General features: G+C 46.9%; 15 protein-coding genes. 8 read left to right on the forward strand and 7 right to left on the reverse strand.

All coding sequences use genetic code 11. The features are described 5' to 3' along the window. Nucleotides 1-35 precede the first annotated feature (35 nt). The gene (gene msrA / locus L4C42_RS18835) at nt 36-659 is read left to right on the forward strand and encodes a peptide-methionine (S)-S-oxide reductase MsrA (RefSeq protein WP_353497255.1); all 624 of its coding nucleotides are present in this window, start codon (nt 36-38) and stop codon (nt 657-659) included. A 59-nt stretch (nt 660-718) separates the two neighbouring features. Here the strand turns inward: msrA and L4C42_RS18840 are convergent, their stop codons facing one another. Then, on the reverse strand, nt 719-919 hold the full coding sequence (locus L4C42_RS18840) for a DUF1107 domain-containing protein (protein ID WP_112460392.1): 201 nt from the start codon (nt 917-919) through the stop codon (nt 719-721). A gap of 279 nt (nt 920-1,198) precedes the next feature. Between L4C42_RS18840 and L4C42_RS18845 the strand changes: the two genes are divergently transcribed. From L4C42_RS18845 to L4C42_RS18865, 5 genes are all read left to right on the forward strand, one after another. Beyond that, nucleotides 1,199-1,750 (forward strand): YtfJ family protein, encoded by a 552-nt coding sequence (locus tag L4C42_RS18845; RefSeq protein ID WP_353497256.1) that lies wholly within the window; start codon nt 1,199-1,201, stop codon nt 1,748-1,750. A gap of 244 nt (nt 1,751-1,994) precedes the next feature. Then, on the forward strand, nt 1,995-2,702 hold the full coding sequence (zrgA, locus tag L4C42_RS18850; RefSeq protein ID WP_429761615.1) for a zinc uptake protein ZrgA: 708 nt from the start codon (nt 1,995-1,997) through the stop codon (nt 2,700-2,702). Between the two features lie 55 nt (nt 2,703-2,757). Next, the gene (locus tag L4C42_RS18855; protein WP_353497258.1) at nt 2,758-3,447 is read left to right on the forward strand and encodes an ABC transporter ATP-binding protein; all 690 of its coding nucleotides are present in this window, start codon (nt 2,758-2,760) and stop codon (nt 3,445-3,447) included. Further along, nucleotides 3,444-4,703 carry an ABC transporter permease gene (locus L4C42_RS18860; RefSeq protein WP_353497259.1) on the forward strand — a complete coding sequence of 420 codons (1,260 nt, stop codon included), beginning with the start codon at nt 3,444-3,446 and terminating at the stop codon, nt 4,701-4,703. Before L4C42_RS18855 ends, L4C42_RS18860 begins: the two co-directional genes overlap by 4 nt. A gap of 79 nt (nt 4,704-4,782) precedes the next feature. Continuing rightward, complete coding sequence (locus L4C42_RS18865; RefSeq protein WP_418642300.1) at nt 4,783-5,244, forward strand: DUF3299 domain-containing protein; 462 nt, start codon at nt 4,783-4,785, stop codon at nt 5,242-5,244. 58 nt (nt 5,245-5,302) lie between these two features. Here L4C42_RS18865 and L4C42_RS18870 read toward each other — a convergent pair whose 3' ends face one another. Continuing rightward, nucleotides 5,303-5,437: a hypothetical protein gene (locus L4C42_RS18870; RefSeq protein WP_353497260.1), complete on the reverse strand. Its 135-nt coding sequence runs from the start codon at nt 5,435-5,437 to the stop codon at nt 5,303-5,305. A gap of 198 nt (nt 5,438-5,635) precedes the next feature. Here L4C42_RS18870 and L4C42_RS18875 point away from each other — a divergent pair, with 198 nt between their 5' ends. Then, complete coding sequence (locus L4C42_RS18875; protein ID WP_353497261.1) at nt 5,636-6,538, forward strand: TIGR03899 family protein; 903 nt, start codon at nt 5,636-5,638, stop codon at nt 6,536-6,538. A 12-nt stretch (nt 6,539-6,550) separates the two neighbouring features. On the opposite strand, the gene cysC is transcribed toward L4C42_RS18875, so the two are convergent. The 5 genes from cysC to cobA all read right to left on the reverse strand — a co-directional run bounded on the left by cysC (nt 6,551) and on the right by cobA (nt 12,317). Then, the gene (gene cysC, locus L4C42_RS18880; protein WP_353497262.1) at nt 6,551-7,183 is read right to left on the reverse strand and encodes an adenylyl-sulfate kinase; all 633 of its coding nucleotides are present in this window, start codon (nt 7,181-7,183) and stop codon (nt 6,551-6,553) included. 22 nt (nt 7,184-7,205) lie between these two features. Beyond that, nucleotides 7,206-8,930, reverse strand: coding sequence for an SLC13 family permease (locus tag L4C42_RS18885; RefSeq protein WP_353498736.1), 1,725 nt, complete (start codon nt 8,928-8,930; stop codon nt 7,206-7,208). An 87-nt stretch (nt 8,931-9,017) separates the two neighbouring features. Beyond that, nucleotides 9,018-10,430 carry a sulfate adenylyltransferase subunit CysN gene (cysN, locus tag L4C42_RS18890; protein WP_353497263.1) on the reverse strand — a complete coding sequence of 471 codons (1,413 nt, stop codon included), beginning with the start codon at nt 10,428-10,430 and terminating at the stop codon, nt 9,018-9,020. An 18-nt stretch (nt 10,431-10,448) separates the two neighbouring features. Then, nucleotides 10,449-11,357: a sulfate adenylyltransferase subunit CysD gene (cysD, locus tag L4C42_RS18895; protein WP_042502781.1), complete on the reverse strand. Its 909-nt coding sequence runs from the start codon at nt 11,355-11,357 to the stop codon at nt 10,449-10,451. An 84-nt stretch (nt 11,358-11,441) separates the two neighbouring features. Continuing rightward, a complete protein-coding gene (cobA, locus tag L4C42_RS18900; RefSeq protein WP_418641782.1) occupies nt 11,442-12,317 on the reverse strand; it encodes a uroporphyrinogen-III C-methyltransferase in 876 nt (291 codons plus the stop codon). A gap of 319 nt (nt 12,318-12,636) precedes the next feature. Between cobA and cpdB the strand changes: the two genes are divergently transcribed. Further along, nucleotides 12,637-14,598 (forward strand): 2',3'-cyclic-nucleotide 2'-phosphodiesterase, encoded by a 1,962-nt coding sequence (gene cpdB, locus L4C42_RS18905; RefSeq protein ID WP_418641783.1) that lies wholly within the window; start codon nt 12,637-12,639, stop codon nt 14,596-14,598. Nucleotides 14,599-14,621 lie beyond the last annotated feature (23 nt).

A 14,621-nucleotide genomic window follows, 5' to 3' on the forward strand; every position in this document is an offset into this window, starting at 1 on the left:
GCATTTGAAATACTAGTCTAAAAAAGGAACAGACGATGCGTAAACAAGAAATGATTTCCGCCGACCAAGCACTTCCGGGTCGAGATAACGCCATAGCGAATATGGAGCCGCACTTTATCAATCAATCTGACCTTTACGCACCACTTAACGCGAAGCAAGAGAGCATTGTTTTAGGGTTAGGCTGTTTTTGGGGTGCAGAGCGCTTGTTTTGGCAATTACCGGGCGTGGTTTCAACGTCTGTTGGCTACTCTGGCGGGTTTACGCCTAACCCAACTTACGAAGAGGTATGCAGTGGTTTAACCGGCCACACCGAAGTGGTTCGCATCGTATTCGATACCACGCAAACCTCGCTAGCTGCCATTTTGCGCACATTTTGGGAAAAGCACGATCCGACTCAAGGAATGCGTCAAGGCAACGATATCGGTACCCAATACCGCTCAGCGATTTACACCACAAATAACGAACAGGCAGAGATTGCCAAGCAAACGCAGCAACAATATCAGCAAGCGCTTGGAGACACTGGTATCACCACTGAAATTGCCCCTCTTGACGAGTACTACTTTGCCGAGGTCTACCACCAGCAATATCTTGCGAAAAACCCGAATGGCTATTGCGGTATTGGCGGCACCGGAGTGTGCTTTCCACCAGAATTAAACTGACACCTACAAAAATGCCCTCGCAATTGCGAGGGCATTTCATTTTAATTTGTTTAGCCTTTTTAGAGTGCCAATGCGGCAATCTCTCCGTTTATCTCTTTAAACGCCACCAGTTTTTGCCTGTCCTCTACTTCTGGAAGCAGCACCTTGCCGTTATCAAAACGAAACAATCCAATTCCTGCAATAAAGAACTGACCTTTAAACAACGTCTTTACGAACTTCGCAATTTGACGCGGACGATAAACCGTAAACTTACGCAGCATAACCTAACCTCAATATCCGTTTGAGTACATCTAATCGTGACCACATTTCTGCGAGTCATTTCGCAATATAGTTTGCGTTCGATTGAAATTATACTCGAAATTCTTGAGGACACAAACAAAAGTTAACAACTTTGCAACAAGCTATAAATTGCTGTTATGCTTGAGATGATTTTATTGAGAGACAGACAATTCTTGGTCAAATCATCACTCATTACATTGTGGCTCACCATGAGTTCACCTAAGGTAGCCGCCCACTAAAAAATAACGGAAACTATTACAATGAAACTAAAGCCTCTCCTAACTCTTGCGATGCTGCTTGTGCCAGCATTTGCTATGGCAACCAACCTACAAGTCGGTGGAAATGCTCGCTCTGTATCGGTCAGTGATCACGGTGAACTTATCCTAAACAACGACGCAATCAACTACCAAGCTTGGAGCACTAATGACATGCTAGGTAAAGTTCGTGTCATCCAAGCAATCGCCGGCCGCAGCAGCTCAAAAGAGATGAACGCGCCACTGATGGCTGCTATCACCGCTGCCGATTTTCCAAAAGAGAGCTATCAAACCACAACTGTCATCAACCAAGACGATGCGATGTGGGGTACCAGCTCTTTCGTTAAATCTTCCGCAGAGGACAGCAAAAAAGAGTTTCCTTGGTCATCAATGGTACTCGATAAGCACGGCTTAGTATCGAATGCTTGGCAACTAGCCGCAGAAAGCTCAGCGATTATCGTTCAGGACAAGCAAGGTAAAATCCTGTATGTCAAAGAAGGCGCGTTAAGCGAAGCAGACATTCAGCAGGTATTAGGTCTGGTTAAAGACAATATGTAACCTGTGGTAAAAGATTCTAAAAAGGAGCCTTCTGGGCTCCTTTTTTGTTGTTTTCCGGTCATAAAACTCAGGCTGAGTGTTGTTTCCTCTGGAAAATATCCTTATTTGTTATAACATAACAAACAACAGTTAAACGAGAACCGATCGCATCGTTCTCACTGGAGACCTCTGCACCCGGCTTTTTCAATAGTATTTTCACCTGCATAGGTACCCCGTATTTTTACCTCGCTATTAAGGATTAATCATGAAACTAAAGATGACACTCTTAGCTGGTCTTGTCGTATCGCAGTTCGCTGTCGCTGAAGATCAATTTCGTCAACACGATGCCCATGTGCATGGCCATGTAGAATTTAACATTGCTCAAGATGGTCAAGATCTTTTAGTGGAAATCACCGCTCCAGGTGCTGATGTGGTGGGCTTTGAACACGCGCCAAAAACAGACGCTGAGAAAGCAGCAATGGCTGATGCTAAAACAAAACTGAACAATGTGAACAGCATCCTTACCATTCCAGCGGCGGCGAACTGTAAGTTGGTTGAGGCTCATATAGAAAATACGCTAGAGAAAGGTGAACATCACGACGAGCATGATCACCATGACGAGCATAAAGATCATGATGATCACAAAGGTCACGACGATCATAAGGGACATGATCATGAAGGTCATGACCACCATGATGACCATAAAGGACATGATGAACACGAACATCATGATGAGCACAAAGACCACGACCACGACCACGACCACGACCACGACCACGACCATCATGATGGCCACGGTGAATTCTCTATTCAATATCAATTCTCTTGTGAAGACGTCGCTAAAGTCTCTCAAATTGATACACAATGGTTTACACACTTCCCTGCAACTGAGAAAGTATCTGTGAACCTGCTAACGGATAGCGCACAGTCGGCAACGGAACTGACATCAGGTAGCACAACTATTAAATTCTAAACCGTCCAACCCTCAGGCCTCGCCCGAGGCTTGAAGGTCGTTTTTAGAGGACACTATGGCTAGCGTAATCAAACTCAAAGACGTCACATTTAAGTGGCAGCCCGACCAAGCTCCAACTCTTGATATTCCCTCTCTCATCATCGAACAAGGTGAGCATTTATTTCTCAAAGGCCCAAGTGGTTGTGGTAAGTCGACATTACTCGGTTTGCTCACCGGTATAAATACGGCCACCAGCGGTGATATCTTGGCACTCGATCAAAGCTTAACTGCGCTTTCAGCGTCAAAACGCGATAGATTCCGCGCCGACCACATCGGTTATATTTTTCAACAGTTTAATTTGATCCCTTACTTGTCAGTCATCGACAATGTCACGCTGCCTTGCCACTTTTCGCAAAGACGTAAAGAAAAGGTATCTGGCTCGCTAGCTGATGAAGCAAAGCGACTTCTTGACCACTTGCGTCTGCCATCCAATTTACTGCAAAAGCCAGTTATTGAACTCAGTATTGGTCAGCAGCAACGCGTAGCGGCTGCTAGGGCACTCATCGGCCAGCCCGAATTCCTGATAGCTGACGAGCCGACCTCAGCCTTAGATCACGATAACCGTGAAGCCTTCATCGAGCTGCTCATGGAACAAGCGAACCGCGCTGAGTCGACACTCATCTTCGTCAGCCACGATCCAACGCTCGAGCCTTTATTCAAGCGTACTGAAAACCTACAAGATATTAATCAAGTGAGGCCGCTATGAGCATCACATTAAAGCTGGCGTGGAAAAGCCTACTCAACCGTAAAACCACGGCACTACTCACCATTCTGACAGTGGCGATCTCAGTTATTTTGCTAATGGGCGTGGAGCGAATTCGAACTCAAGCCAAAAGCAGCTTTGCCAACACAATTTCTGGCACAGACTTAATTGTGGGTGGGCGCTCGGGACAAGTGAACTTATTACTCTACTCTGTGTTTCGTATTGGTAACGCAACCAACAACATCGACTGGAAAAGTTTTGAAGAATTTAGCAATCATCGCGCGGTAAAATGGGCGATCCCTATCTCTCTCGGTGATTCTCATCGCGGCTTTCGAGTAATGGGCACTAATCACAGCTACTTTGAGCATTATCAATATGGTCAAAAGCAGCATCTCTCTTTAAGCAAAGGGGAAGAGTTCGATAGCTTATTTGAAGCGGTTATCGGCTCAGAAGTGGCTAAGAAGCTTGGCTATGACATCGGCACTGAGATCATTATTGCTCATGGCATCAGCGATGTGGGTTTTAGCCGCCATGAAAATACGCCATTTAAAGTCGTGGGCATTTTGGCACCCACCGGCACCCCGGTTGATAAAACAGTTCACGTGTCACTGGAAGCCATCGAAGCCATTCACGTCGGTTGGGAGTCGGGTGCAAACCTTGGCAACAATCCAAGTAAAGAACAGCTACTCGAAATGGATTTCCATCCCAAGCAGATCACGACGATGATGATTGGACTGAAAAGTAAAATCCAAACCTTCGCCTTGCAGCGCCAGATCAACACCTATAAACAAGAACCGCTCAGCGCAATCCTCCCTGGTATTGCATTGCATGAACTTTGGGGAATGATGAGCGTAGCAGAGCAAGCGCTGTTGATTGTCTCGGTGTTTGTGGTCGTAGCAGGTCTTATGGGCATGCTATCAAGCTTATTGACCAGTCTTCAGGAGCGTCGCCGCGAAATGGCGATACTCAGAGCAATGGGGGCAAGGCCGCGCCATGTGTTCGTTTTACTGATTAGTGAAGCCACGGTTTTAACCACTATAGGTATCATTTGCGGTGTGGGTGGAATGTATGCGATGCTTGCGGTCGCAGCGCCAATCATTACCTCAAGTTACGGGATTAATATTGCCTTATCTGGGATCAGTTCACACGAATGGATGCTACTTGGGTTTGTGCAGTTAGCAGGCATTATTATTGGCTTCTTCCCTGCGCTGCGTGCGTACAGACAATCATTAAGTGATGGCATGACCATCCGTATTTAGTGGGACTTCGATGAAAACCTTGAAAACGCTACTTTGTGGCTTACTGCTATCCCTGAGCGTACTGGCTGCGCCACTGGCGATGGCTGAAACTGACTCAGATGTATTAACACTTGATTGGATTGATCTCATTCCGGAGAAAGAGCGCAATCAGTTTGATGCGATGGGGATGCCTTCAGTCGATCACTCCGGTGGTGTGATGGAACAATCGAAAGTCGGTACCGTGCGCCAAGAGCTCAATGGCAGTAAGGTGAAAATTCCTGGCTTCGTGATCCCACTCGAGGGGGATGAAAATGCGGTAACGGAATTTCTATTGGTACCCTACTTCGGTGCCTGTATCCACGTTCCACCACCGCCGCCAAACCAAATCATCTACGTGAAGTTCAAAGAAGGCGCACCTGTACACCGTCTATGGGATGTAATCTATGTAGTAGGTACGCTAAAAACCGAAACCATCGACTCAGAGCTAGCGCAAACTGGCTACTTAATCGATGGTTATGAGATCGAAGACTACGATGATGGATATGACGAAACCGAGTGGTAATTGAGCCACGTTGCAGTTACATACGAAACCGTTAGATACGAAACCGCGTGCTAGGCTGTTAGCCTATCAATGTAGAAAGATAGCCCAGCACGCCAATATAGACACACAGCAGCAAGACAACCGAGACCTGCTTTTTCATTTTGCTCTGTGGCGTATGACTCTCTAACGAGTGATTGTCTCTTGAGTGCCTCATAACGCCCTCCTCTATTATGAAGCATAAACTTAACAAAATTTTAGCATTTATCCTAGAGTTTTTACAACCGCTTCTCACATCCGTCATTTTCGGACATCAGCTCACATAAATTACGCTGGTTTTTGCACGAAATTCCCGCTAAATTGAAGGCTTATTGCACATTATTGCTTCGTTTTCGCTTCATATTGAGTCTGAGTAATGAGTCATCATCCCGTTGAGAGCAAGCCTGCTAAAGTAGAATCCACCTCGTCCAGTGACTCTGGGCAAAAGAAAGCCCATCACATGAAAGACAGCGCCAGTCGTTTACGTGCGATTGCCGAATCTCATTACCTCGATGCCCTTATCCGTGAGGAAACGCCAAGCCAATCATTATTTGAACGAGCCATGCTGCGTGAAAAACAAGGCAAAGAGCAGCGCCAGAAAAACCTGGAGCAGATCATCAAAGCAGCAATGGCAGCGTGCAAGAACGAAGTGGCGGGAGAACCTGATTTTGACTGGTTAGTACGCTATTTTGATATGGCGAAAGAGATCCACAACTCGTCGATGCAAAAGCTTTGGGCTCAAGTGCTAAAACGCGAAATCACCAATCCCGGAGCCACTTCGATGAAGGCACTTAAAACGCTTAGGGACATGACCCCTAAAGAAGCGCAAACTCTACAAAGAGCCTCTTCATTGGCTTGCAGCTTTGGGACAGACAGCAGTCGTAAGTTGCTGCTGGGCATTAAACATCAAACAGGGTTATTCAGCTTTTCTCGTCGCGAGAGTGTGGATGAATTGAGTTTAGGCGAGTATCAATTGCCATATTCTAGCATTCTGCTGTTGGTCGAGTTAGGTGTATTGCTGGCAACAGAGCTTGAATCAGGAGAGATCAGTAAAGATGCACCCTTAAAGCTAACCTATCAAGGCCAAGAAATGACGCTCGCAGCGAAAACCAAAGGCATCACGTTGACCTACTACCGCTTTACGCCGACCGGCAATGAGCTATGTCAATTGCTTGGTCATCGCAGCAACGCTCAATATCAGGAGCAATTGGTGGCGCTGCTGAATCGAAAATTTGTGGTCAAAGGTGAGCTGCCAACCTCTTTTCATCATACGGTATAGCAGCCCTATTGATTAGCTGATGACTTGCTTAGCCTTGAGTATCGCGAAACATTGCTCCACCAGCTCGGCGACGGCATAGTCGCCGGCTTTAAGATGGATCTCAGGGTTAAGCGGCGCTTCGTACTCAGAGTCGATACCGGTAAAGTTAGGGATCTCGCCAGCACGCGCTTTCTTGTACAGTCCTTTTGGATCGCGTGATTCGCACACCGCTAAGCTCGCATCGACAAACACTTCCATAAACTCGCCGTCCGGTAGCAACTCGCGAACCAAAGCTCGCTCTTCTCGATGTGGAGAGATAAACGCAGAGAGGACAATCAGGCCAGCGTCCGCCATTAACTTAGCCAGCTCACCAACACGGCGAATATTCTCACGTCGGTCTTGCTCCGAGAAACCTAGATCGCGGCAAAGACCGTGTCTGACGTTATCACCGTCTAACAAATAGGTATGGTAGCCACGAGTTGCTAGTTCTGTTTCGAGCGCCCCAGCAACGGTGGATTTGCCTGCCCCCGATAAGCCAGTAAACCACAGTACTACAGGCTGCTGTTTTTTCAATTCAGCACGCTCTGACTTGGTCACTACATGTTGATGCCAAATCACGTTTTCATCTTTTTCGATAGTGTCAGAGGCTTGTACAGTATTCGACATAACTCGTCCTTAGGTAACGCCGTTAAAAAGGAAAAAAGTAAGGGATAAGAGTGAGCACCAACACCGAGTAAACGATGGAGATGGGAATGCCAATCCGCATGTAATCTTTAAGCTGATAATTACCCACGCTATACACCAATAGGTTGGTTTGATAGCCGTAAGGAGACACAAAGCTTGCGCTCGCCCCGAACAGCACTGCCATGATAAACGGCATAGGATCGACGCCATAGGCGACCGACATGCTGTAGCCAATCGGAAAAGCCAGTGCCGCGGCGGCATTGTTAGTAATCAATTCGGTCAGTAAAAGTGTTACTAAGTAAGTGGCCACTAACGCGCCAAATACTCCCCAGCCATTGAACATCTCGATGAACATGTCACCCATACGCTCAGAAAGGCCGGTTGAAATCATCAATTGAGCAATGGAAAGTGCTGAGCCGACAATCACCACAATATCAGTTGGGAAGCGGCGACGCAGCTCTCCTAAATTAACGATACCAAACGCCAATACCGCTATCAGATACAGTGCAAGCCCTTTGATGATAGGCAGCACGTTAGTAAGTGCTAACGCTATGACCGCAACAAAGCCAAACAGAACATAGCTAGACTTCGCTAGATCAAGCTTGGCACTGGAGTCTAAATCGTTGACCAGTACGAACTCTTTGCGATGCTGACGACGAAGTGCCTCAAAGCGTTTACCCGGAGCGAGTACTAACGTATCACCCGCTTGCAGTGTGATGTTACCTAGTCCACCTTCCAAGCGCTCATGACCGCGACGAATCGCCACGACTACCGCATCAAAGCGATCTCGAAACTGACTCGACTTGAGGGTGTTATTACAGAACGTCGCCGACGAACTCACCACCACTTCCAGTAGATTCTGCCCATTAAGATGATGCTGGCCAAAAAAAGTTAAGCCGGTAATTTCTTGTAGCGTCGCGACACTTTCCACATCACCGCAAAACAGCAAACGGTCTTTGGCTTCTAATACAAAGTCAGGACCAACCGATGCCAATGTTTGGCCATCTCGAACCACTTCGGCAAGGAACAGCTTTCGCAGTGCTCTAAGGTTATTTTCGGCGATACTACGTCCCACCAATGGTGAACCAGATTCCACTCGTGCTTCTAAGAAATACGGTAGATCATCTTGGTTAATGTCATCGTAGTTCGGTAAGAAATAGCTAAGCGGTATGAGCACCAGCACGCCACCGAGCAATACACTCAAACCAATCCAAGTTGGCTCGAAAAAACCTAAACTCGGTAAGCCTACATCCTCAACAAAGCTATTGATAATGAGGTTGGTTGAGGTACCAATCAGCGTCAGTGTGCCACCGAGAATGGCGGCATAAGATAGCGGGATAAGTAACTTGGATGGTGCGTGGCGTTGATTGCGCTTGATAGCACCAATTAACGAGACAACCACCGCCGTGTTGTTAGTGAACGAGGAAAGCAGTGCGGTCGAGATACCCAGTTTAGCGACAACTGCCCCTAAACGCCCAGTCGCAATAGAGCGGCTAACCCAGCTAATTAAGCGTGTTTTCTCTAGCGCTGCTGAGGATAAAATCAGCAACACAAGTGTCAGCAGTGATGAGTTGGTGAAATTGCTCGCAACCGCATTGATATCTATCATGCCAGCAATAAACGCCAAAAACGCAGCGCCTGCAAAAATAAGGCTCGGTTTGATCTGGGTTGCTATCAAGCAAGTGATGATGGACATCAGTAAAGCTAGCACCACTCCTTGTTCCCACATCATCCTATTCCTTAAGTAAAGTCACTGCGTTGTTATTATGGGCTCTAGCGATAGTTAAAGCCCATGGTTACGGTTGTATTGAGCAGATTATATTTTTGCGTCCCACTCAGGGAAGTGCTTCATGATCAGAGCTTTAAGCTCTTTCTCAAAGGCACCCATACGCTCTTGCGATGAACGCTGCTCTTCCGCCAAAGCTTCACGAACTAGGCCGGCACCCACTGTCACGTTAGTGAGGCGATCAATAACAATAAAACCACCGGTATCTTGAACCGAATCGTAGCTATCAATGGCTACAGCCTCCGTCAGTGACCACTCACACAAACCAATGCCGTTTAACGGCAATGAGTCTGTCTTAAACGATTTCAGCGAGTTGATGTCGTACTGATGGCGAATCGCATCTAACTGACCCTGCGTTTGCTTACCCGCAATCTTGATGTCGTAGCTGCGACCTGCTGCTAGTGGTTCATCCGTCATCCATACCATATCCGCTAGTAGACGATTTGATGACGCAACACGTGCGTCTTGCTTAACAATCAAGTCACCACGGCTGATATCAATTTCATCGGTCAGCGTTAACGTCACCGCTTGACCAGCAAATGCGCTTGGCAAATCACCATCGAAGGTCACAATACGCTCAACTTTAGAAGTCTTACCGGACGGCAATGCTTTAATTTCATCGCCAACGCGGATTTCACCGGAGCCAATGGTGCCGGAAAAACCGCGGAAATCGAGGTTTGGTCGGTTAACGTACTGAACTGGGAAGCGGAACTCGCCTTGCTGTTTGCCTTGGTCGATGTCTACTTTCTCAAGTAGATCAAGCAAAGACTCACCTTGATACCAGCCCATCTTGTCACTCAGATCCACGACATTATCACCCTCTAGGGCAGAGATCGGGATCATCTGAATGTCGATGTCTTTGCCTAGATTTTCAGAGAAAGTCAGATACTCATCGCGGATCTCTTCATAGCGCTGCTGGGAGTAATCGACCAAATCCATCTTGTTCACCGCAACAATAAAGTGCTTTAAACCAAGTAGACTGGAGATAAACGAGTGACGACGAGTTTGATCGAGCACGCCTTTACGTGCATCAATCAAGATCACCGCAAGATCACACGTCGATGCGCCTGTTGCCATGTTTCGCGTGTACTGCTCATGTCCTGGAGTATCAGCAATAATGAATTTACGTTTTTGGGTCGAGAAGTAGCGGTATGCCACATCAATCGTGATCCCTTGTTCACGCTCTGCCTGCAAGCCATCGACAAGCAAGGCTAAGTCTGGCTTTTCACCGGTCGTACCAACACGTTGGCTGTCTGAGTGAACGGCCGCCAGTTGATCTTCATAAATTTGTTTCGAGTCGTGGAGCAAGCGACCAATTAAGGTACTTTTACCATCATCAACTGAGCCACAGGTTAGGAATCGAAGTAACGATTTGTACTGGTGCTGACTCAGGTAACCTTCAATACCGAGCTCGGCAAGTTGTGCTTCTACTGCGCTGTTCATAATCTGTTCCTTCGATCCTTAAAAGTATCCTTGACGTTTCTTAAGCTCCATCGATCCTGACTGATCGTGGTCGATCGCTCGTCCTTGTCTCTCACTGGACGTTGCGACAAGCATCTCTTCAATAATCCCTGTGAGCGTGGTCGCTTCCGACTCGATAGCACCAGTCAATGGGTAACAACCGAGCGTTCTAAAGCGCACACTCTTGTGTTCAACCGTTTCATCCGGACCGATCTCCATGCGGTCATCATCCACCATGATCAACATGCCATCGCGCTCTACCACTGGACGCGGTGCTGCAAGATACAGAGGCACGATTTCAATGCCTTCTAGCAAGATGTATTGCCAGATATCGAGCTCAGTCCAGTTAGAGAGTGGAAACACACGGATGCTCTCACCTTTGTTGATTTGGCCGTTGTAGGTTTTCCACAACTCTGGACGCTGGTTCTTCGGATCCCACGTATGGTTCTTATCGCGGAATGAGTAAACACGCTCTTTGGCACGAGATTTCTCTTCATCACGGCGTGCACCACCGAATGCTGCATCAAAACCGTACTTGTTGAGCGCCTGTTTCAGACCTTGCGTTTTCATAATATCGGTATGCTTAGATGAGCCATGCACAAACGGGCTACAGCCCATGGCTAGACCTTCTGGATTCTTGTGCACCAAAAGCTCGAATCCGTAGTTCTTTGCTGTACGGTCGCGAAATTCAATCATCTCTTTGAACTTCCAATCGGTATCAACGTGCAGCAATGGGAATGGGATCTTACCTGGGTAAAATGCCTTACGCGCTAAATGCAGCATCACCGACGAGTCTTTACCGATCGAGTACATCATGACGGGATTATCAAATTCCGCCGCGACTTCGCGGATGATGTGAATACTTTCCGCTTCCAACTGTTTAAGGTGTGTGAGTCTTTCTTGGTCCATGAGTTGTGCTTCCTTTGTTCATGTTGACGTGACTTGGCCAACACACGACTGATTTAGAATATGAGTGAGCTATCCTCTTAGGGATTAAGCTCTAATACTTTGTAGTGTTTCGATTTGGCTTGGCTGCACACTATCTTCACCAAACCAAGAGAGTTCATCGGCTAGCGAGACCACTTCACCGACAACAATCAGTGATGGCGACTGCGCATCTTTGGCCATCTCCGGTAGAGTCGCCAACGTGCCACGTAAGACCTTTTGGGTTACCTGTGTCCCGCGCTCAATAATCGCAACAGGCACGCTAGAGCTGCGGCCATGTTCAATAAGTTGCGACTGGATATAGTCAGATTTCATTAGCCCCATATAGATAACGAGAGTCTGATTGCCACGCGCCAACGTAGACCAATCCATGTCATCGCTATCCGGTTTTAGGTGCCCAGTAACAAACAACGCCGATTGCGCGTAGTCTCGATGAGTCAAAGGGATACCCGCATAAGCTGTCGCACCAGCGGCTGCGGTAATGCCCGGTACGACTTGGAATCGAATGCCGGCTGTAGCAAGAACTTGCAGCTCTTCACCACCACGACCAAATACGAATGGATCGCCACCTTTAATACGAACGACTTTATGACCGCTCTGGGCAAACTCGACCAACAGTTGATTGGTTTTCTCTTGAGGAACGCTGTGATGACCGGCTCTTTTGCCCACACAAACTAAAATAGTACTATCTGGTACCAGCGCCATAATTTCTTCAGAAACAAGATAGTCATAGAGGACAACGTCAGCTTGTTGCAGCAGGTTTAATGCTTTTATGGTCAGTAGTTCAGGATCACCAGGACCGGCGCCGATTAAAGCCACCTCGCCTTTATTGAGCTGTGATTTAGCCAGCCTAGGCTTATCGTGGCTGCTAACCAAAGTGGGTTTGGTTCCCTTGCCCGGCTGGTTAGTAAAAGTTGAGTTCATAATGGCAATCCTTCGCATATCGAATGATGGCATTATGACCACTCGCCTATATTACTGGAAATTCTAAAATTTCATTTTTTATTCCAAAAGCCACTAAAGAAGCTATTTAGCCTGAAAATATGTACAGATTTCGAGCTAACTCGCCGCATTGAACCTCTATCAGTTGTAGTCTTACTGATAAAGGTGAGAGATCGGTATCATAACCCCAGTAAGTAACAAATACAGATCACACTTTTATAGTCATAGAGACATTTATTACATCACAAATTGATACACTTAACGCGTTTTTGAATCACCCTCGAATTAGAAGGATATGAAGATGAAAGTGGCAGTGAACCCCATTTCTATCGCTGTGCTAGGCGGTATGCTAGCAATGGCAGGCCCAGCAATGGCTGACGAGATCAAGTTAAGAATTATCGAAACGACGGACATTCACACCAATGTCATGGATTATGACTACTACAAGGATAAGCCGTCCCAGAAAATCGGCTTGGCTCGTGCTGCTACTTTGGTGAAAGAAGCTCGAGGTGAGGTAACGAACAGCGTATTGGTGGACAACGGTGACCTACTTCAAGGTAGCCCGATGGGTGACTACATGGCATCGAAAGGTATCAAGCCAGGTGAAATCCACCCTGTTTATAAAGCGATGAACCAGCTTGATTACGATGTAGGTAACATTGGTAACCACGAGTTTAACTACGGCCTTGAGTTCCTTAAAACCTCATTGGAAGGCGCTAACTTCCCTTACATCAGCGCTAACGTATTTGACAAAAAAACCGGTGACCACTACTTCAAGCCGTACCTGATCAAAACTCATACGTTCAAAGACATCGATGGCAATGCACATGAAGTTAAAGTAGGTTATATCGGCTTTGTACCACCACAAATCATGGTTTGGGATAAGAAAAACCTCGAAGGCAAAGTGTTTGCTGAAGACATCAAAGCTTCAGCTGAAAAGCTTGTGCCACAGATGAAGAAAGAAGGTGCGGACATTATCGTTGCAATCCCGCACTCAGGTGTTTCAAGCGATCCGTATAAAGCCGGCGCAGAGAACTCGACGTACTACCTTTCTGAAGTAGAAGGCATCGATGCGATTGCGTTTGGTCACTCTCATGCGGTCTTCCCTGGCAAAGGTTTTGACAATATCCAAGGCGTCGATAATGAAAAAGGCACCATCAATGGTGTTGCAGCCGTGATGCCAGGACGCTGGGGTAGCCACGTTGGTGTCATGGATCTTGTGCTTGAGCAAGACGGTGACAGCTGGAAAGTAGCTGACGCACAAACAGAAGCTCGTCCAATCTTCGATGCAGCTAACAAAAAGCCAATTGCTGAAGCAGATCAAGGTATTGTCAACGCGGTTAAAGGCGACCACAGTGCGACACGTGATTTCGTTAACCAACCGATTGGTAAAGCGAATGACGTAATGTACAGCTTCTTAGCGCTAGTTCAAGATGATCCTACAGTACAGATCGTTAACCTTGCGCAAAAAGATTATGTTGAAACCATGATCCAAGGCGACCCGGATCTTGATGGCCTACCAGTGCTATCAGCCGCTGCGCCATTTAAAGCCGGCGGACGCAAGAACGATCCTGCTAACTTTACCGAAGTAGAATCGGGTCAACTTACATTCCGTAACGCAGCCGACCTATACCTATACCCAAATACGCTCGTAGCATTGAAAGTAACGGGTAAAGAAGTGAAGGAATGGTTGGAGTGTTCTGCGGGTCAGTTTAAACAAATCGATGCGAACTCTAACAAGCCACAATCATTGATCGATTGGGACGGTTTCCGCACCTACAACTTTGATGTGATGGATGGTGTTGAGTATCAAATCGATGTCACTAAACCAGCCCGTTATGACGGCAACTGTAAACTACTGGATGAAGGCAGCGAGCGTATCGTTGGCCTGACTTATAACGGTAAACCAATCGACATGAAGCAAACCTTTATCATTGCGACCAACAACTACCGTGCATACAGCAACAAGTTCCCTGGTACAGGTAGCGAGTTTATCGCGTTTGATTCTCCAGATGAAAACCGCTCTATCGTTGCTAACTACATTTCAAAAGTAAGTAAAGAGAAAGGCGAAGTCACGCCAAGTGCGGACAACAACTGGTCATTTGCTCCAATTAGTACAAGCGCTAAGCTGGACGTGCGCTTTGAAACCTCTCCATCAGAGAAAGCGGCGCAATTTATCAGCGACAAAGGTCAATACCCAATGAAAAAGGTAGCGACTGACGATGTTGGCTTCGCCGTTTACCAGATCGACTTGCAGAAATAAGGTGATCTAAATTTAGTATTGCC

The sequence above is a fragment of the Vibrio wakamikoensis genome (assembly GCF_050337275.1).
GTDB lineage: Bacteria > Pseudomonadota > Gammaproteobacteria > Enterobacterales > Vibrionaceae > Vibrio > Vibrio chaetopteri.

Bases quoted from the DNA above. Each gene is read 5' to 3' on its own strand.
- msrA (WP_353497255.1), top strand. From the start codon at position 36: ATGCGTAAACAAGAAATGATTTCCGCCGACCAAGCACTTCCGGGTCGA.
- L4C42_RS18840 (WP_112460392.1), bottom strand. From the start codon at position 919: ATGCTGCGTAAGTTTACGGTTTATCGTCCGCGTCAAATTGCGAAGTTC.
- L4C42_RS18845 (WP_353497256.1), top strand. From the start codon at position 1,199: ATGAAACTAAAGCCTCTCCTAACTCTTGCGATGCTGCTTGTGCCAGCA.
- zrgA (WP_429761615.1), top strand. From the start codon at position 1,995: ATGAAACTAAAGATGACACTCTTAGCTGGTCTTGTCGTATCGCAGTTC.
- L4C42_RS18855 (WP_353497258.1), top strand. From the start codon at position 2,758: ATGGCTAGCGTAATCAAACTCAAAGACGTCACATTTAAGTGGCAGCCC.
- L4C42_RS18860 (WP_353497259.1), top strand. From the start codon at position 3,444: ATGAGCATCACATTAAAGCTGGCGTGGAAAAGCCTACTCAACCGTAAA.
- L4C42_RS18865 (WP_418642300.1), top strand. From the start codon at position 4,783: ATGGCTGAAACTGACTCAGATGTATTAACACTTGATTGGATTGATCTC.
- L4C42_RS18870 (WP_353497260.1), bottom strand. From the start codon at position 5,437: ATGAGGCACTCAAGAGACAATCACTCGTTAGAGAGTCATACGCCACAG.
- L4C42_RS18875 (WP_353497261.1), top strand. From the start codon at position 5,636: ATGAGTCATCATCCCGTTGAGAGCAAGCCTGCTAAAGTAGAATCCACC.
- cysC (WP_353497262.1), bottom strand. From the start codon at position 7,183: ATGTCGAATACTGTACAAGCCTCTGACACTATCGAAAAAGATGAAAAC.
- L4C42_RS18885 (WP_353498736.1), bottom strand. From the start codon at position 8,930: ATGTGGGAACAAGGAGTGGTGCTAGCTTTACTGATGTCCATCATCACT.
- cysN (WP_353497263.1), bottom strand. From the start codon at position 10,430: ATGAACAGCGCAGTAGAAGCACAACTTGCCGAGCTCGGTATTGAAGGT.
- cysD (WP_042502781.1), bottom strand. From the start codon at position 11,357: ATGGACCAAGAAAGACTCACACACCTTAAACAGTTGGAAGCGGAAAGT.
- cobA (WP_418641782.1), bottom strand. From the start codon at position 12,317: ATGAACTCAACTTTTACTAACCAGCCGGGCAAGGGAACCAAACCCACT.
- cpdB (WP_418641783.1), top strand. From the start codon at position 12,637: ATGAAAGTGGCAGTGAACCCCATTTCTATCGCTGTGCTAGGCGGTATG.